Source organism: Mucilaginibacter psychrotolerans (assembly GCF_004519315.1).
GTDB lineage: Bacteria > Bacteroidota > Bacteroidia > Sphingobacteriales > Sphingobacteriaceae > Mucilaginibacter > Mucilaginibacter psychrotolerans.
In genome coordinates this window covers 177344-197154 of record NZ_SOZE01000009.1, presented here as the reverse complement: position 1 = coordinate 197154, position 19811 = coordinate 177344, and the positions used below count along the sequence as shown (strand labels likewise).

Annotated in this window: 13 protein-coding genes; 5 read left to right on the top strand and 8 right to left on the bottom strand. The window is 42.2% G+C overall.

Going from position 1 to position 19811, the window contains the following annotated elements; genetic code table 11:
- Positions 1–339: 339 nt before the first annotated feature.
- Both E2R66_RS11575 and E2R66_RS11570 read right to left on the bottom strand, forming a co-directional pair.
- The gene (locus tag E2R66_RS11575; RefSeq protein ID WP_133230484.1) at positions 340–576 is read right to left on the bottom strand and encodes a hypothetical protein; all 237 of its coding nucleotides are present in this window, start codon (positions 574–576) and stop codon (positions 340–342) included.
- A gap of 94 nt (positions 577–670) precedes the next feature.
- The gene (locus E2R66_RS11570; protein WP_133230486.1) at positions 671–1831 is read right to left on the bottom strand and encodes a PAS domain-containing sensor histidine kinase; all 1161 of its coding nucleotides are present in this window, start codon (positions 1829–1831) and stop codon (positions 671–673) included.
- A 442-nt stretch (positions 1832–2273) separates the two neighbouring features.
- Here E2R66_RS11570 and E2R66_RS11565 point away from each other — a divergent pair, with 442 nt between their 5' ends.
- From E2R66_RS11565 to E2R66_RS11550, 4 genes are all read left to right on the top strand, one after another.
- Positions 2274–3947: a glycoside hydrolase family 43 protein gene (locus tag E2R66_RS11565; RefSeq protein WP_133230488.1), complete on the top strand. Its 1674-nt coding sequence runs from the start codon at positions 2274–2276 to the stop codon at positions 3945–3947.
- 261 nt (positions 3948–4208) lie between these two features.
- Complete coding sequence (locus tag E2R66_RS11560; protein ID WP_240049295.1) at positions 4209–4766, top strand: sigma-70 family RNA polymerase sigma factor; 558 nt, start codon at positions 4209–4211, stop codon at positions 4764–4766.
- Positions 4767–4935: 169 nt separating this feature from the next.
- The gene (locus E2R66_RS11555; protein WP_240049294.1) at positions 4936–7014 is read left to right on the top strand and encodes an alpha-amylase family protein; all 2079 of its coding nucleotides are present in this window, start codon (positions 4936–4938) and stop codon (positions 7012–7014) included.
- Positions 7015–7338: 324 nt separating this feature from the next.
- Positions 7339–8163 carry a helix-turn-helix domain-containing protein gene (locus tag E2R66_RS11550; RefSeq protein WP_158288393.1) on the top strand — a complete coding sequence of 275 codons (825 nt, stop codon included), beginning with the start codon at positions 7339–7341 and terminating at the stop codon, positions 8161–8163.
- A gap of 233 nt (positions 8164–8396) precedes the next feature.
- Here E2R66_RS11550 and E2R66_RS11545 read toward each other — a convergent pair whose 3' ends face one another.
- The 6 genes from E2R66_RS11545 to E2R66_RS11520 all read right to left on the bottom strand — a co-directional run bounded on the left by E2R66_RS11545 (position 8397) and on the right by E2R66_RS11520 (position 18186).
- Positions 8397–10352, bottom strand: a complete 1956-nt coding sequence (locus tag E2R66_RS11545; protein WP_133230496.1) for a sigma 54-interacting transcriptional regulator — start codon at positions 10350–10352, stop codon at positions 8397–8399.
- A complete protein-coding gene (locus E2R66_RS11540; protein ID WP_133230498.1) occupies positions 10353–11201 on the bottom strand; it encodes a sensor histidine kinase in 849 nt (282 codons plus the stop codon).
- 227 nt (positions 11202–11428) lie between these two features.
- Positions 11429–12421 (bottom strand): alpha/beta hydrolase, encoded by a 993-nt coding sequence (locus tag E2R66_RS11535; protein ID WP_133230500.1) that lies wholly within the window; start codon positions 12419–12421, stop codon positions 11429–11431.
- A 35-nt stretch (positions 12422–12456) separates the two neighbouring features.
- On the bottom strand, positions 12457–14118 hold the full coding sequence (locus E2R66_RS29210) for an FAD-dependent oxidoreductase (RefSeq protein ID WP_133230502.1): 1662 nt from the start codon (positions 14116–14118) through the stop codon (positions 12457–12459).
- A gap of 13 nt (positions 14119–14131) precedes the next feature.
- Complete coding sequence (locus E2R66_RS11525) at positions 14132–15535, bottom strand: ATP-binding protein (protein ID WP_133230504.1); 1404 nt, start codon at positions 15533–15535, stop codon at positions 14132–14134.
- Positions 15536–16056: 521 nt separating this feature from the next.
- Positions 16057–18186 (bottom strand): tetratricopeptide repeat-containing sensor histidine kinase, encoded by a 2130-nt coding sequence (locus E2R66_RS11520; protein ID WP_158288392.1) that lies wholly within the window; start codon positions 18184–18186, stop codon positions 16057–16059.
- Positions 18187–18896: 710 nt separating this feature from the next.
- Between E2R66_RS11520 and E2R66_RS11515 the strand changes: the two genes are divergently transcribed.
- Positions 18897–19760 (top strand): AraC family transcriptional regulator, encoded by an 864-nt coding sequence (locus E2R66_RS11515; protein ID WP_158288391.1) that lies wholly within the window; start codon positions 18897–18899, stop codon positions 19758–19760.
- The last annotated feature ends 51 nt before the right edge of the window (positions 19761–19811 follow it).

The following is a 19811-nucleotide window of genomic DNA, read 5'->3' as shown; positions in this document are numbered from 1 at the left end:
CTTTACAGAACTCATCAACAAGACAGAAAATATCGCTAATTTTATTGAAGTCAATCATGTGGAAATGTATTTAAATATTTGAATTTCAGACACTTAAATATACTTACATTTCCTTTGATTGACAAATCTATTCTCAATTATTAATCGAACTCAGGTTCATATGGTACATCCGGGTGCCCTGCTGTTAAAATTGCTTCAAAATACTGCTGGTACTCGTTGAACGTCATTGTGTTTATTTAATAGAATCGCCGGGCGATTGTGAGTGTTTTTTCTCCCTGCTACCCCTATACAGCCTGTTTTTTTACAATCTTACAAACTGCATGACGAAGTGAATCCGGATTATTTTTTTAAATTTTTCTTTTTGCTTTTTTGGATGCCTTCGGGCATGGATTGCGAGTAAAATCGTGTAATACAATAATCTGTTCCTGGTACTAAGTTCTCTTTCAGCCAGTGCTTGGCTTCACTTTTTAAGCCAAATGGCGGACCGAAGGGAATGATTCTGCCAAGAGGATATTCTCCTGTCTGGTGTTTCAAATCATCGGAATCAACTCGGAAAATTTTATAGTAGGTTTCCATATAAAGGTTAATTGTTTAAAATAAATTCGTCGTATGTCTGCTATGTGAAACATATGCTTTAGCAACTTCATAATCAAGCAAGGTTATGTCATTTTTACTGATGAACGATACTGTTTTTTGCGTTTATCACAGGTAGTGTAAACAGGAACTCAGATCCATAATTCGGGTTGCTTGTGACAGCAATTTGTCCATTGTGAGCGTTAATAATATTTCTGACCAGGTGTAGTCCTATTCCGTAACCGCTGATTCCACTGGTTGCCGGGCTTTTAACGCGATAAAAACGGTTAAATAAGTTTTTAAGGTCTTTTTTTTCTATTCCTATGCCCTGGTCTTTAACTATGATTAACGCAAAGTCCGATTGCGGGATACACTGTATAGTGATTTTACTGTTTGTTGAACTGTATTTGACCGCATTTTTGAGAAGATTAGCTATAGCCTGGCCTATTTTAACCCTGTCTGCCTGCAGTAGCAGTTCCGGCGGCATTTTAATGTCAAATTGATAGCCGGGGCTTTGAAACTGAATATCGGATGCGATTTCGGATATGAGACGGGTTATGTCAAAACGTGATATATTCAACTTGAAGCCGCCATTTTCAATTGCGGCCTGATCAAGGTACGTATCTGTCAGTTTATTCATGGATGTTACCTGATCATCGGCTTTTCTTAAAAAAGTAGCTATTACTTCCTGGCCATTTTCGCCGGCTAACAGCACGGACCGCTGTATGTAAAGCTTCAGCGTGGTAAGAGGAGATCTGATTTCGTGACTCAGATAGGATATCATGTTGTTTTTTACATTTTCTTTATTCCTGCTTTCGGTAATATCTTCCACTATACCTGCCATTTTTTTTGTGCTTCCGTCACCGTTGCAGAAAAGCTTACCTGTTATCTTTAACCAGATTTCTTTTTGTTTACCTATTGCAATTTCTGTATTCAGTATATTTCCTGCAGTTGTTTCTGCGATTGCCTGCCTGAATTCCGGGCGCTGTTCCCGCGGGATTTTTCTGAGAATTTGATTATAGTCTATGATTTGCAGATCGTGTAGCCCGAATATTTTTTTAAAAAGCGGGCACCCGCTGACGAGGCCGTTATCTATGTTGAATTCCCATGTGCCGAGTTTAGCCAGCTCAAGCATATCTGTCAGTAAAGAAGCGGTCTTTTTGAGACTAACACTATCTGTATACTGACCAGCATCCTGTTTTACAGGGATGTCAGAATGAGGCTCAGAGTCGCCGGAGTTGATATATGATAATCGCATAAACGTCAGATTAGTAAGATTTACGTAAACTATTAAGATTATATTTTAGTAAATATTGCGTTTAAAGCTGTTGCTCTTAATCGGCAATTTCAATAGTATTATTCGCCTGATACAAATTTATCGTCTGCGGTATGCCTCTCCAATGTATCAATGGAGTATTTTATAGTATGATTGGTTGTCGATGGAGGGCAAGACAGCAGCTGCCCGGCTATCTTAAGTTAATTTATAAGGTTAAAATTTCTGTTTTACAACTCCGGCGGCGGTACCGGCTGAAAGCATGAAATTTTCGCTATTGCGGCCGCATCCTAGTTCCGAATAAGAATTATTTTTTTTAGTTTCGACATTGCAATTAACTTAAAGCATCAGGTGTAAAACACTTTACACTTATTATATTTTATGTGTTACCAATTGCTGTAAACCCAAAGTTGATTATAAAATCCAAATGAATTTAACATTTAAGTCCGATACGAATTTACAAAAAACGTCAGGCGCAGGTCGTAAACTGAGCCAATTCCGAAGCAGCCCGCAGCGGCATATTTTACTCATTTGTTTTTTCATTTGCCTTTATCATTCCGGTTTTGGACAAGCGAGCGGACTGGTTAAAAATCGCTGGGGAGATCAGGGGGACCGAACGTATAAAAACCCGATTCTGAATGGGGACTATTCAGACCCGGACGTGATCAGAGTAGGAAATGCATATTATATGGTTTGTTCCGATTTTCATTTTATGGGAATGCCAATACTTAAATCCACCGACCTTGTCAACTGGAAAATAATTGCCCAGGTTTACAGCCGGCTGGATGCCAGTCCTAAATATAACAGCATGGAAAGGTATGGAGGCGGCAGCTGGGCACCCAGCATTCGCTACCATGACGGACGTTTTTACGTATATTTTTGCACACCAGATGAAGGGCTGTTCATGACATGGGCAAAAGACCCGGCAGGGCCATGGAGCCCCCTGATCACTGTGAAATCTGTCAGCGGCTGGGAAGATCCCTGTCCGTTTTGGGATGAAGATGGCAATGCATATTTAGGCCACAGCAGGTTAGGGGCCGGGCCTATCATTATCCACAGAATGAGCATTGATGGAAGAAACCTGCTGGATTCGGGGAAAATAGTTTATGAAGGCCCTGTCGCTGAGGGTACTAAAATTTACAAAAGGAAGGGAAAGTATTACATTATTATCCCGGAAGGCGGGGTCGCTACTGGCTATGAAACTGCGCTTAGGGCATCGAATATTTATGGCCCTTATGAAAGGAAAGTTGTATTAGAGCAGGGTAAAACGCATGTAAACGGACCACATCAGGGCGGATGGGTAGAAACACCAAAAGGAGAGTCCTGGTTTCTTCATTTCCAGGATGCCGGAGCTATAGGAAGGATTACCCATCTGGAACCGGTTAAGTGGGTAGATGACTGGCCGGTCATTGGCATCGATAATGATGGCAACGGAATCGGGGAGCCTGTCAGCGTATTTGAAAAGCCAAAAACGGGCGGGAAAAATTTCGCGGGACAGCCACAGAATTCCGACGAGTTCAATTCCTCAAAACTGGGGCTGCAGTGGCAATGGAATCACAATCCTGTTGATTCAAACTGGAGTCTTCAAGACGGAAATCTGGTATTGACTTCAATGAATGCCCGGGATAACAAAAATGCTAAAAATACATTAACGCAGAAGTTAATGGGGCAGCAGGGAGTTATTACTACTTTACTTCATACAGACAAGATGGAATCCGGGCAGAAGGCCGGGCTTTGCCTTCTTGGTAATTATATACACGAAATAGGTGTGGTAAAAACAGGTAATTCAATGCGTTTATATGCGGATAACAATGGGAAATCAGCCATAGGGCCCGAATTAAATCAGAACAGGATATGGTTGCGTATCCTCGTGGACCTGAGCACCAAAGTTACAGAATTACGATACAGTTTGAATGGATCGGATTTTACCGGAATCGGCGAAAACTGTGTGCTATCGGATTATAATTATTGGAAGGCTGTCAGACCAGGTTTGTTTAGTTACCATACGGATGGAAAATCCGGTAAAGCTAAATTTGATTGGTTCCATTATTCAAACGATGGACCAGAGAATATAAGATCGACCAATTACAGGAAGCAATAACTTTAGGATATTTTAAATATAATGCTGGAAATTAACGGTCCGGATTGAAAATTAAGTGTTTAGTTTTAACAAGTTAAAAACTAATTCGTATTCTTGCGTTAGAAAAGATTCATTTTTTTGCATCTTTTTAACCAGTTATTAACCTGATTAATTTTGTGTATCCAATCAGCGGTATCCTGTATCCGCTGGGTTACTCATAAAAACTAAATTTAATAAAGGCTGTCATAAATGACATGTTACGCTAATTGTTCAGATCTTGAGTTGACCGATTTGCTGAGTCAGTCAGATATTAACGCGTATAATGAAATTTACAGGCGATATTGGAAAAAGTTGTTATTGATAGCCTGGAACCATAGTCAGGACAATGGCATATCGAAAGATATTGTACAAGAAGTTTTTATTGCTCTGTGGGAGAGGAGGAAGGATATCCAAATTAACAATTTAGCTGCGTTTATGGTGACGAGTGTTAAATTTCAGGTATTTCGACATTACCAGAAGGAGCATAGACGCGTCAGGCTTGCACTGGAGAATTACGAGTATGATGAAGTGGTGCTGGACGAACAAAAGCTTGATGCCAGGTTCCTTCAGGATTTCATCAACGGCGTCGTGGAAGAAATGCCTGAAAAATGCAAGCTTATATTCCGTTACAGCCGGGGAGAAGGATTAAAAAATAACGAAATTGCCAATAAAATCAATATTTCTGAGAAGGGCGTTGAAAATACGCTTACGAGAGCACTGAAAATTCTGCGCGGTGAACTTAAGAATCACGGTATTTCCATCTTCTTTATTATCTGTGCTCTTCTGCGCAATTATAAATAAAACTTTTCTAGAGCCTGTCATGTGGGGATGATTTCCTCTCAGGGTACATATATATGAATTGATCTTTTGATTGATCAATAACGCCATGGCTTGCGGTCTGATTTAATCGATGGTCGTATTAAAGGCCGGAAGCCGGCGAATTATATAATGTCACCAATATTATAAATTTATGTTAAAACGTTTCCTTAGTATTTTAGCGGCAGCTCAGTTAATGACTGTCGCAGTAAACAGTACAGCATCAGCATTGCGTCCACCCGCAAAAATGGTGCGGGCGGTCAATAGCACCGTTCGAATAAATTATGGCGCTGATGGTCATATCATTTACGATACAGGTAAGGGTATATGCACTGTTTACCAGGGAAAGGAAACTGTTTTTACGGGTGTTTCTTCATCTGTAAAAATTAAAGGAAAGCTCATCTCATCTAAAGATTACAAGATCAGTGCGTACGCCAAAACCAGCGTTTCTAATGGCTTTGGCAAAGGTTTTAAACATACTTTTACCTTGTCGGGTAATGGTCTTCCCCAAATGCAGCAGGTTTTCTATACCTACCCGAAAAAATCGTATTTCTTTACTGAAACGATCATTTCCGGAACTGGCATCAGTACCAGCCATATTGTGCCGTTTGAAGGCGGTTTAAGAAATATCCCGGGTGAGAGCCGTACGCTGTTTATTCCGTTTGATAACGATACTTTTATCAGCTACGATGCGAAGCCATTTAAAGCGCCTGTGGCAAGCGTTAGTGCCGAGGCCGGTGTGGTTTATGATAATGATAGCCGCGGGGGCGTTATAGCCGGCTCATTGGAGCATATGAACTGGAAAACCGGCGTATTTACCAATGCCAGTGCTGATGGAAACACGATTAAAGTTCTGGCAGGCTACACTGAGGAGTCAGTTACCAGAGATAAGCTCCCTCATGGTGAGATTTCCGGAAAATCGGTAAAGTCACCTTTGATATTCATCGGCTATTTTTCCGACTGGCGCATAGGTATGGATGCTTATGCCAGGGATAACCGCATTGCTGAGCCGCCATTTGTCTTCAACTGGAAGAAATCAACTCCTGTAGGCTGGAACAGCTGGGGAGTGATACAGGACAAGCTTAACTATGAAAAAGCTGTTAAAGTAGCAGATTTTTTTGCCGACAGCTTGAAAGGTTTCCGCGCAGGTAATACTGCCTATGTCGACCTGGACTCTTACTGGGATAATATGATTAAGGGCGGACTTGAAGGTGATTTCAGCCAGTTGAAAGCCTTTGCCGATCATTGCAAAGCTAAGGGGCTTAAGCCCGGAGTTTACTGGGCGCCATTTACCGACTGGGGTTTTAAAGGGGGGGCTGACAGGAAAGTAGATGGCAGCGATTATAAGTTCGGCGAAATCTGGACGAAAATAGGCAACGAGTACCACGAACTGGATGGTGCCCGCGCGCTCGATCCAACACACCCCGGCACGCAGCAGCGAATCGCGTACGTTATTAAAAAACTAAAGGACTGCGGTTTTAAAATGATCAAAATAGACTTTTTGGGCCACGCGGCGGTAGAGTCGAATCACTTTTATGATAAAAAGATCACGACCGGCATGCAGGCTTATCGCCGGGGTATGGAATACCTGGTGAGTCAATTGGGGGATCAGATGCTCATTTATGCTGCTATATCGCCAAGTTTGGCAAGCGGCAGGTATGTGCATTCCCGAAGGGTAGCTTGCGACGCATTTAAATCGATAAAAGATACCCAGTACACTTTAAACAGTGTGAGCTATGGCTGGTGGCAAACCTACCTGTATAACTATATTGATGCAGACCACGTGGTTCTGGAGAACGAATCTGAAGGACAGAACAGGGCACGAATGCTCTCGGCCATAGTAACCGGTACATTTATCACCGGAGATGATTTCTCAAAAACAGGGCAATGGACTGCCCGCGCAAAAGAATGGTATCAGAATAAAGAATTACTTAAAGTAATATTCAATGGTAAAGCATTTGAGCCGGTTGACGGCAATACCGGTACCGGGGCATCTGCCATGTTTACCAAAAAAGCAGGGAACGATTTTTACCTTGCTGTTTTCAATTACAAAAGCGATACATCATCATTCACGATTGATGCAAACAGGATAGGACTTACAGCGGATAAAACTTATGTAATGTCAGAGTTGATTGAAGATAACCAGATAACCTTAACTGGCAAAACGACAATAGAATTGCCTTACGCCGATGCGAAGATCTATAAGATAAAGCTGGCTCCTGTTGGTCACTGATATTTCTCAGTGGCTACTTTCGACGGCGATCCTGTCCTCTGTAATGGCGTTAAACATAAAACTGATGACAACGAAAAGTTGCCCTCTTTGCAAAATACCTTTGATCATTTCATGATTGTATGAATCATACGGAAAATCATTTTGATCTTGTCATTTTGGATTCGGGAAATCGTGCTTTTTCTATATATCGAGAGTTGTTCTTTGATAAATTTAATTTAATTAGTTGATAATGAATTGATTGAAGTACTGGCATGTTGTTGGGGTGTTTTGTTCCATAATCCAGCATCTATGATAACCAGAACATCATCATTATCCAATCAAAAAATGAAAGGCGGAGGAGAAAGCAAGAAATCATATTTAAGTGTTTCGTGTGTCAATGACACCTGTTTTGAGCGGCGTCCCCAGCAAAATCATGACTGTTATACTGTTATATTCATCGAGAGAGGAATTTGCGAATGCCATGTATCGAATGAAGTGCTTTCACTCACTTCTTCTTCAATAGCTGTTATTAAACCCGGCCAGACTTTTAACGTAATGTTACAGAAAGGCAGCATCGGAAATATACTTTCATTTTCTTTTGAGTTCATGCAGACCGCACTCAATTCAGCGGGCATGGCTCAGGAGTTTCATTCTAATTGTCTTGCCGGCACAGTCTGTGTACCTGAAGCTGACCGAAGTTTTTTAACTGATATTATCAGCCGCCTGCGCCAGGAATTTCAAACAAATAACGGTTTAAGGGAGGAGATTTTACGCGGCTTATTCCAGATTTTTGCACTTTATCTTAATCGTATCAGTGCGCCTAAACTTCCAAATAATCAAAACCGCTGCCTATATCATGCAAACCGTTTTTTTGCTTTACTGGATGAACACTTTGCAACATTGAAAATGCCTGCAGATTATGCAAACCTGCTTGCGGTCAGCCCATCGTACCTTAATTTTATTATTAAGGAAAATTTTGGATTAAACACGGGGTATTTCATACAGCAGCGTGTGCTATCGGAAGCAAAAAAATTAATGACAGCGCAGGAAATGACAATGAAAGAAGTGGCTTATACACTTGGCTTTTTTGATGTGTCTCATTTCAGCAAGTTCTTTAAACGGAACACCGGAATACGTTTTACAGATTTTCGCCGGGCGAAGGTCGCCTGAGATTTCAGGTAAATTTGGATTTTCAGCCATTGATGTCACTTAGGGCGCCGGCTGCAGTTTATTATTTTTTGTTGCTGCCGGTCGCTAATCACATTACTGAATATAATTGGTATCTCATTTTTAAACTCAGTCATACCAGTCAAACGCCCGCCAGGGATGATATTTTTGAATCAAAGCGCGGCTTTGGATCTTAAGCCAGCATTATCTTCAACACGAAAAACAAGCGTTTGTGATTAATCAGCACTAAATTCTCTTTTGATACCTAGTTTTTTAATCCTTGAATGAAGGGTGCTTGGAGGCATGCCCAGGATTTCAGCGGCCCCTCCCGGTCCTCCTATCCGGCCCTGGCAATTCTTAAGAACATGAACAATATAATCTGCTTCCATTTCTTCCATTGTTTTCAGGGGTATGTTTCCTTCCTGACGATCGATCTGGTTATTTTTTTCAGTTTGATGCTGAGGCAGTGCGATGTTTTCAATCAAGCCCTCCGTTTTGATCAGTACCTGTCTTTCAATAAGATGTTCAAGTTCCCTGATATTTCCCGGCCAGTGATAGTTTTTCAGTTGTGTAAGCGCAGCCGCGCTGATTCCTGTTACAGGCCGACCGGTCTTAAGCGAAAATTTTTCTACAAAGTTTTTAGCAAGAATTCCAATATCCTCTTTTCTTTCACGAAGCGGGGGGATGAAAATTGGAAACACATTAAGACGATAATAAAGATCCAGGCGAAAACGCCCTTCGGAGACCTCTTTTTCAAGATTGCGGTTGGTCGCAGCAATAACGCGTACGTCTACTTTAATTGATTTGTTGCTGCCGACGCGTTCAAACTCCATTTCCTGCAGCACGCGTAGTAATTTCACCTGCGCATCAAGCGGAAGTTCACCAATTTCGTCCAGGAATATGGTTCCGCCGCTGGCTTGTTCAAACTTCCCTACACGGCGGTCGATCGCCCCGGTAAATGCTCCTTTTTCGTGCCCGAAAAGTTCAGACTCGATCAGGTTGGCAGGCAGGGCCGCACAGTTTACAATTACCAAAGGGCTTTTCCCGCGGGGTGACATTTTGTGAATACACTGGGCTACGCGTTCTTTCCCGGTTCCGCTTTCGCCTGTTATCAAAACAGAAGTGGGGGATGTCGCTACTAAGTTGATCTGATCAAGCACAGATAGCAGCGCGGTACTTTTCCCTATGATACCATCGAACTTTGGTATTTCCGCTGATACCTTAGCAGCCTGAGAGCGTCTTGCTGACTGATCCCGGGGTTCAGCGATAACCGGGTGCTGGTTATCAGTAAGGAGCTGCATCATGGATTCCAAAGAAGGCGATGATCGGCGCAGCAGATTCAAATGGTTTTCTGTGTACGAATCTTCGTTTTTGCTGTAAAAGACGAGAGCGAAGTGATCTCCATTCTTTAATCTCAAGTTCAAAGACATTCTCGAGACAAGCCGAAATTGTGTATTTAACCGCTTTTCACAGATATCATCCAGCAGGCATTTTCGGTATTCGATACCATTGCTGATAGTTCCGCCGTCCAGTTCAAGAAAGCTTATTTTGTTACTGGTCCAGTCGTTCCCCGATATGCCGCAGATCGCTGCCAATTCATTTTTTATGTAGGTCTGGTATTCTTCGTAGCCGGTTCTCGCAAATCCAAAGTGATCGTCGTCCCTTCTGGGGGGAAGAACAACCCTTAAAAGATCGAATGGAATAAAGCTTTGCACTATTGAGGGAAGCCGGCCGATTTTTTGATTTACCGGCCCGGTTAAATGCGCAAGTCCCTCTAATTGCATACGAAAGATTTGCTCACGCTGCTGCTGAATCTGGAGATTATACTGATGTTTTTGAAGCGCGATATCAAGCATGATCATCAGGTCTTTTTCACGGAAGGGCTTAACCAAAAAGCCGTAGGGCTGGGTTGCTTTGGCGGTTTCAAGTACAGACTGGTTCGTGTTAGCTGATATATATATAAAACCAATGTTTTTGGCGGCAAGCTGCGGAGCAAGATCCGTGCCTTTAGAGTCATTCAGCAAAAAAATATCAAGTAATACCCATGTAGGCTTATGCTTTTCGATAAGTTGCTCAGCTTCCTTTACAGAGGCTGCAATTCCGCAAACAGAATATCCGGCTTTGGTGAGTTTGATCTTAAGGTCATTTGCGACTATAAATTCATCTTCTACTATGAGTATATTCTCTTTCATTTAGGCTGTGTTCGCATTTTGGTTTTGGATAAAGGTTTGTCCGGGCTGCGCGATTTCCAGTGATACGGTTACACCTTTTGAATTCTCAATATTTACAATTCCCGATAACTGTCTTCCCAGACCTTTTATCAGGCTTAATCCGAACGACTGTTCCGGTGTATGTGCCGGACCTTTGAGCCCCACTCCATCGTCGCTTACCCTGAGCACTACGGCATTATTTTCAACCTTTAATGAGATCGAGATACAACCGCAATCTGAGCCAGGGAATGCAAACTTATAAGCGTTGCAAACTGCTTCATTTAAAATCAGCCCCAGCGGCACAGCTTCTGATATATTCATCAAGCAGGCATCGAAATCACTTCTAACCACGATCCCGTCCTTTTCACTAAATTCGTCCATCAGATACACGACTAATCTGCCCAGGTAATCCTTTAGATTTACCGTTGACAGCAGATCTTCTTCATACATAGAATGGAATGCCAGTGACATTACATAAAGCCTGTTGCAGCCATCATTAATAGCTTTGACAGCTTCCGGCTGAGCTACGTACGATGCCTGACCTTTCAACAGGCTTATCGCGATCTGCATATTATTTTTGACGCGGTGATTCAGCTCGTTAATCAGTGCTTCGTTGGCTAAATTTGCTTTCTCAAGCGATTTTTCGTTAACGAATAATAACTTCTTCCACTTCGATTTACGCCAGAATAAAAATAATATTATTCCTGTAATTCCAAAGATTAAACAAACGTTTCCGCCCGAACAATAAACTGTTTCATTTATTAATTCTTTAACAGGCCAATCAACGGCAGTTGTAACGCAAAACGTAGTCCACAGGTAATTGAATTCCATTTTGTTACATTATGTCAAACTCGATAAAGACGATGCAGTAACTAATTCAATTACATAAACATCCGAGACTTACGTGCAAGTCTGATGCCACTTAGGTAATCGTTTATTTTACAGGTGATTAAGCTGATTGTTTATGATTTCATGAGACGATATTTCGTTTTGATGCGATTATTAGCAGCGAAAAGAAGCCAAAGCTCCATTTCGCTTTATTTACGGGTCACTTGTGATCAGGAAAAGAGGTATTTTCGAAGTTCTGCAGCCGCGTGGATAAATAAGGACTTAACCTGGGGTAAATGAGCCAGCGGATTAAGAAGTCCGAAATCATGGATCATACCATTATATCGGATTGTCGTAACGGGGACACCCGCTTCGTCCAGTTTGCGGCCATAAGCTTCACCCTGGTCGCGGAGGATGTCTGCTTCTGCTACCTGAATAAGTGCCGGAGGCAAATCTTTTAATTGCTTAATAGTAGCGTTCAGCGGAGAAAGATAAATTTCTTTACGCCGTTCAGTGTCGGTAGTGTAATTGTCGAACATCCATTTCATTAGCGGTGTGGTGAGGAAACGGTCCTGGCCGTATTGCTTATAAGATTCCCATTCAAAGGTGGCATCTGTTACCGGCCACATTAGTATTTGAAGTTTTATTTCCGGTCCGCCGAGCTCTTTGGCCTTAATTGCGGTGACAGCGGACATATTTCCGCCTACGCTATTACCTACAATAGCCAGGCGTTTACCATCCACGCCAATGGTTGTGCCGTTTTCTGAGACCCATTTAACGGCCGCATAAATTTCGTTGACTGGCTGAGGATATTGTGCTTCGGGCGATGGTGTATAATTTACAAATACACCGGCGGTACCTGATAATAAAACAAGGTCTCTTACCATGCGCTTATGGGTGGGGTAATCACCAAGCACCCATCCACCTCCATGTATAAAAATGAATACCGGTAAAATTTCAGAAGTTCCCGAAGGTTTGACAATATTCAGTTTTAATGAATAATCACCTGTGTCAATAATAAGATCGGATTCGTCAATACCTGAGTAATCAATTTCGACTGATTTCTGTGCATCAACCAGCACCTGGCGCGCATCGTTGTATTTCAGCGTCTCCAGGCCAGGTCCGCCGGGTGAATTGAGGGCAGTTAAGAAGTTTTTTGTAAGAGCAGATAAGGCCGGGTCCCCGGCTACCGGGAATGGCTGATTATTACGTGTTGTTTCCATTTTCAAAATGTTTGAGAATATTAGTGTTTGGAGAATTATTGATCGGACAGGTATTTATGTATAAAGCTAATAGCCATGGAGCCTTCGCCGACGGCGGATGCAACGCGGGCCATAGCTCCGGCCCGCACGTCGCCGGCTGCAAAAATTCCGCTGCAGCTAGTCTCCAGCAGGTAGGGTTCTCTTGGAAGTTTCCAGATCTTAGCCATCTCACTGTTGCGTAATAATTCTTTGCTGGTGAGTATGTAGCCTTTTTCATTGCGGAGAACTTCAGGTTTGATCCAGTCAGTGTAAGGTTTGGCCCCGATGAAAATATATAAAGCGACAGCATCACTGGTCGTACGGTTGCCGTTTTTAGAATTTACAAAAGTCAGACTTTCGAGATGACCGCTGCCATAAACTGCTATAATTTCCGAATCTGTAATCAGATGGATATTTGTAATGGCGCTGATCTGATTTATCAGGTATGCGGACATTGTGTAGGACAAACTGTCCCTCCTGATCACTATATATACGTTCTTTGCGAAGTTTGAAAGATAGACGGCAGACTGACCGGCAGAATTACCTCCGCCCAGGATAAATATATCGCGTCCTCTGCAGGCACTGATCTCAGTGGTTGAAGCACCGTAATAAACGCCTGCACCTGTGAATCGTTCAATATCAGGGATATCAAGTCTCCTGTAATCTACACCGGTAGTTATAATAAGAGTCCGTGTTACTATTTCACGTCCGTCTTCAAGCAAGACAGTTTTATAGCCATCCTTTTGATGAATATTGATAACCGTGCAGGGTGAGAGGAATTCAGCGCCCAGGCGTTTGGCCTGGCTTATTGCCCGTCTTGTAAGATCTGCGCCACTGAGTCCAGCCGGAAAGCCGAGATAGTTTTCAATTCGGGAACTTGTTCCAGCCTGTCCGCCAGGTGCTTTGCGTTCAATTAAAAGCGTCTTAAGCCCCTCAGAAGCCCCGTAAACAGCAGCTGCCAGGCCTGCCGGTCCTGCACCGACAATTATCACGTCATATATCTGGTGAACCAGTTCCGGTTCACGCCCGATCCTGCCTGCGATAGATTTGATTGATGGTAATACCTCAAAAGAGCCATCCTCGTAAATGATTGCAGGAAGCTCGCTGTCTGCAATTCCATTAGCATTTAATATTGATCTGTTTCCTTCGCTTTCGTCAATTTCAAGCCATTGATAGGGAATAAGATTGCTGGCAAGAAAATCTTTGACCATATGAGTATGCGGCGAATATTGATAGCCGATTACTTTTATACCTTTGAAGCCGGGAATATAGTCGCGCTGCCAGTCTTCAAGAAGATCTTCTATTACAGGAAAAAGGCGTTCTTCAGGCGGATCCCAGGGTTTCAGCAGGTAATAATCAAGGCGAATATCATTTATAGCCTGGATGGCCGCCTCAGTATCCGAATACGCTGTTAAAAGGACTTTTCTGGCATCAGGAAATACCTTCATGGCCTTTCTCATGAAGCTGACCCCATTCATTTCGGGCATTCGCTGATCGCTCAGGAACATAGCTACCGGAATACCCGCGTTTTTAAAGTCAGGCAAGCTTTTCAAAACTTCTTCCGCTGAGACCGAACTGATTATACGGTAGGACTTACCGAACCTGCCTTTAAGGTCTCTGCCAATTGCCCGTGCTACCTGAGGGTCGTCGTCAATTGAAATTATAATTGGTTTTGCCATATTTAATTCTTTTTCAGTTGTAGATTGGGAAGCAAATAATAAAAGATGTCTCTCCAGGATGTGAGGTCATTTTAACGGTTCCTGAATGCTGTGCAATTATTGTTTTAACTACTTCCAGGCCGATTCCTGTTCCCTTTCCTATTTCCTTAGTTGTGAAAAAGGGATCAAAAATCAATGACTGGATTTCCTCAGGAATGCCCGGGCCATTGTCTTTTACGATTATTTTTATATATTTCTGATCTTTTACAGTGCGGATCGTAAGTGTTCCTGAACCGTTTTTCGCCATAGCATCTAATGCATTGTCAATTAAATTCGTCCACACCTGATTAAGTTCACCTACAAGTGCGTGGACCTCTGGCAGGGAAGTGTCATAGTCTTCTACCAGATTTATATTCAAATGTTTACGTTTATGTTCAAGCATGATCAATGCGTTTTTTATACCGGAATGGATATTGGTCAGCTGTTTTGCGGCGCCACGGTCCATGTGGGTGTAAGTTTTTACAGAATGGACCAGCTGCTCAATCCTTTTTGACGAGGAAAGTATATTCCTGGCGGTGCGCTGCGCCTGCAAATGTGCGGCAATCCATGTGAGGACAACGGCGAGGTCATTTTTTTGGTAAGCATCGGCGATTTCAATTAACGGCTCATGTGTCAGTCCCAGTTCAACATAGGATTCCGCTATTTCGTCACCATTTTCTATTCCGTTGCTGATGAGCCATTGGTTAAAATGCTCCTCGAGTGCTACTCGTTCCCGGAAGGATACGATGATATCTGCATCCGGTTCAGGCTGTACCGAACCTAAAATCTTATAGAATGCAGTTGATTGTTTAGTCCGGGCGCAGAAGGGCAGATTTTGAAATGAGGAGCTAAGGTTCTTAAGGTACCCGATTAAATTTGATGCATCGCTGATATTGGCCGATGCAGGATTATTAATCTCGTGCGTAATACCTGCAGATAACTTTCCCAGCGCCATCATTTTTTCATTCTGAAGCTGAACAGAGGTCATATAGCGGATGCGGTTACACATGACGTGAACAAGGGCCTGGGTAAGTTCATAATATTCACTTATCATCCCCTTTATTAATTGGATTGGAAGAGTCAGTACGGCAGTTGGTTCCATCGCACTGATATGGACAGAAGTTGTGTAACCTCTTGAAAAAGGAAGATAACCGGTAATTTCGCCGGACTTTAATGTACCCAACTCCCGTTCAGCGCCTTGCTGGAAATTGTAAACCTGGCAACTGCCTGTCATAATGAAGTGCGTCCCGGTCAGCGGACTTTCCGGAGAGGACAGTATTTCGCCGTGTTTCAGCTCCCGATGCAAGCTATTTGATACGAGCCATGAAAGCTGCTCATACGGTACACCTGAAAGGGCAGGAAATTCTGATAGTTCTCTGATATGCTGTGAATTGGTCATCACCTCGTTATACAATTTATTTTTTCCCCTATTTAAACCGCAATATGTGATTGACGGTGGCTTTTATTGCCATTCTTTAATTTTTACGGTCCGCCTGACAGGCTGACTTCGCAGTGAAAGTTCGGCCGTATAATCAGGAGCTTCCTGGAGACACGGTGACGGACAGTATGGATGCTTTCCGTAATCAGTTCAAAATGGTTCCCGCATTTCGGCCTGATGACAGGTAACGCATTTTTTGTAAATCTGCGCAGGCAGCGGAACTGCAGCTGCCACAGTGTTTGTTGACAAAACTCTTTTCCTGATCGACTATTTGCTTCATCCGTATCGCCGGAATACCTTGTGAGGCCTGTAACAAAAGTATCAGGTTAATAAATTCGAAAAAAGTAAGGAAAAGTGTTTTTGCTGTACGAATCAGCTATTTATTAACCATGTGCAGATCTGTCTGCAGCTGGCTTCTGCTAAACATCCGTACACTTCACCGGTCGCCTGGAGCTGAGCAGGGTTTAAGAGACGTATCGACCTTATATTTCGTAGCCCGGAGCAGGTTTACTGCCCAGCGTTCTCAGGCGTTCCACCTGTATGCATATGTGCATTCCATTTGCACTAAATACTGACAATTTACCCTGTATTTGTGCAGTGAGTCCTTTGATTAGATTCATTCCGAGACTGGAACAGCTGTCAATATCAAAATCAGGAGGGAGACCACAGCCATTGTCCGCAATCGAAATTTCTACAAAGTTGTCTGTGGTTGCCCTTACAGCAATCGAGATTACGCATTCTGATTGGTTTTGAAAGGCGTATTTGATCGAATTGGTAACAGCCTCATTCAGGATTAATCCAAGAGGTACCACCTGGGAAACATCAAATAGCAGAGGTTCAACATCAAGTTCAAAACGGATTTTTTTCTCTATACCGAAACTGTCTTTAAGAAAACCGATTAATTCTGATATGTAATCTTTGATATTTATACCGGTCAGGTTTTCGTCCTGATATAATTTTTGATGGACGAGAGAGATGCTATGCATTCTATGCCTGCTTTCACGCAAAACTACCAGTGCATTTTCATCCAGCAAATAAGATGATTGTGAATCAAGCAGGCTTATAATAATCTGTAAATTATTCTTTACCCGGTGATGCACTTCTTTGATGAGCCAGTCCCTTTCGTTCAGTAAATGTTTCAGCGACAGATTCTGTCCATTGATCGCATTTTGTTTAATCTGAAGTTCCCTGTTTGTTTTCTGTTTTAGCCGGTAGCGGCTGAACAGTAGAAGCGTAAGTATGAGAAAAAGGGCCATGCCGGCCATTGAAAAATTTCGCGCAGCCTTTTCGCTGATAAGTATTTTTTCTCTGAGCGATGCACGCTGTTTAAGCGAAGAAATATCCAGATCCTTTTTCTCGGATTCATATGCTATTTGAAGCTGATTGATTTCGCGGTCATGATTACGTGTATTTAAAGAATCGTTAAGATGCATAAACAGGTTAAGGTGTTTCAATGCCTCCCAAGGCCGGCTTCTGGCAGAGTCTAACTGGTATTGCAATTTCTCTGCTGCGGCCATATCCCGAATATTGCTGCTTCTGTTAGTTATCGTCTTTGTGGCATTAATTTGCGACTGGCAGTTTGTGAAGTCTCTTAATTTTAAATAAAGTTTTGCAGCAGCATGATGGTAGTTTATAAGTAAAAAATCATACAGGTAAAATTGCCTTATCATGTCCTTAATAGAAGCGTTGCATTTTGAAGCGTTAGCTAAGTCATGCCGCTGGATGTAAGCTTCCATCAGCGTTGTGTTTAGATTTATAATATGTGCGGTATCCTTCCGGTTTGCGCTTAAAAGGGCTTCTTTAATTACCCTTACAGCTTTTTCAGATTTATTCACGCGCAGATAACTCCAGCCCAAATTCGCACTCACCATCAGAACCGCGTCTTTATCGTGGTTTTTCCTTGCATAAATGATCGATTTTTCGAACGCTTTATTTGTCTGCTTATACTGATTAAGTGAATTGTAAATATTCCCCATCCGATTGTACATCGTAGTAACGGTGGAGCTGCTGTCCCGATACCTGACGGCGTCTTTTTCAGCCAGCTGTAAATACCTGAGGCCTTCTCTGGACGCGCCATTTCTATTTAGTACAGCTCCAAGCAGGCAATAAATATCTTGCAGTTTGTCATATTTCAGACTTTTGTAAATCTTGAGCGCCTTTTGAAGCGAAGAGATTGATTTTTCATTATCTTCTTTAACATTATAGAGGTCGCCGAGATATTTCAGCGCATCCGCCAGTTTCAGGGAATTTGGTAATTTAAGTGCAAGCAAATTTGCTGCCTGTTCATAAAGTCGTATTTTATTAGCCAGGTCGCCAGCCTCATTAATTCCATAATAATTGGCCAGTTCTATGTCAGCGTCGGCTTCAAATTCACGGAGGGACGAATCGGCTCTAAATACATTGATCGACTTCATCAGATAATCGCTGCCGCTGCGGATATCTTTGCGCGCTTTAGATATTTTAGAGAGCGTAAAAAAAGATTGCCCGATACCTTTTTGATAAGAAAGATTTGTACTTAAGGCTAAAGCGTGGCGTCCATACTTCTCAGCCAGATTAAAATTAGCTTTAATTTCGCCAGGCCGATCAATCAATAGCTGAGCTGATCCGAGCAATTCATAAATTTTAAGGCTGTCACTTTTTGATACTGTTGAATCCTGGGAAAATACTGCCGACGAGTTTATGCAAAGTGCCCAGATGAGGAATATACGGGAATATATTATTAGCCTAGTCCTCATCAATGGGGATATATGTTTAAGCATCTGAAGTTTGTTTTTAACCGGATCATAATGTGTTAGTGATTGTCGCGTCTGGTCAATTTTTATTGTTCATTTGCAAATATAAATCATAGTGTACCGTGGTTACGCATATGCATGAGGCGCAGCGGACCGCAAGGTAAATATCCCGGACGGAGACAGCAATGTACAGATGGTATATTTTGTGGTATAATTAAGAGCGAACCGGACGGGCCATTCCCATATTTAGCGATATATCACTAAATATATTATCCCCGGCGTTAACGGCGTTTTGATAGTCCGCTGTTGTCCCCGATGTTATCGGTCAAATTATTTCTTTTGTCCTGTTGCCGCGCATTATTGTGGAAGTCTTTAATAGCCTGATGGTATTAAAAAACGAAATACGGAGATTCCGCATAGTCTTGATATTTCAAAGTCTGAAAGTTGAATGAATTGATTTTAGCGATATATCGCAAAATCGCCAATGTGCTAAAATATATTTAAATTACTGGTAATCAAATAATTGAGTGGTTGGCATGGAATTGGTAAAATGCCTGGCAGAATTTATCTGCACCATTAACACAATTGTCATGACCAACTTAGTTTTTTCTCCCAGCATTGTAAATAGATCAGTCGTTTCGTGCGAACACCATTTTTTTAACATTCAGAGATTAGGTGATGAAGCCGCTTTTCAGAAAAATGCGCTAAGGACAGATGCACGTTACAGGATTTTATTCGTAAGCAGAGGGGAATTTGAATATATGGTTGACAAAAGAAAGATTGCTATCGATTCCTTAAAGGTTGGCGTTATAAAACCCAAGCACAGTTTCACTCTTCCTCAGCAAGATGTTACGAGTGGTTATGTTTTATCTTTTTCTCATGATTTTTTACAGTTGTCGACCGGTTCTTCTGCACTTCTTCAGTCCCTGTTCCTGAATCTGGGGGAGCAGGACCAGGTACAGGTACCCAAAGGTGAACATCGATTTTTGAAGGATCTTATGGATCGCCTGATTTTCGAATTTAACAGCGACAGTGGTATGAAGGAGGAAGTTGTCAGGGGGCTGTTTCAGGTATTTGCTTCATTTCTAAACCGTGCGACTTCTCAGATGAATCCCGTTAGTCAGGGAAAATGCCTTCGCCAGACAAAGCGTTTTTTCTCCTTGCTGGATCAGAATTTTGCTACTTTAAAAATGCCGGCTGATTACGCGAAGCTCATGGCTGTAACACCCGCTTATTTAAATAATATTGTTAAGGACACGCTTGGAAATACGACAAGCTATTTTATTCAGCAGCGTATTCTGGTCGAGGCTAAGCGACTGATGACCTATGACGAATTAAATATGAAAGAGGTTGCCTATAAACTTGGGTTTTTCGATGTGTCACATTTCAGCAAGTTTTTTAAACGCATTACAGGTGAGCGCTTTACTGACTTTAAACGGACAATTGCCGCATAATTTTAAGTTTTCGGGGCAGAACGGTCAAGCGTAAAGTATTGATAAAGTCTT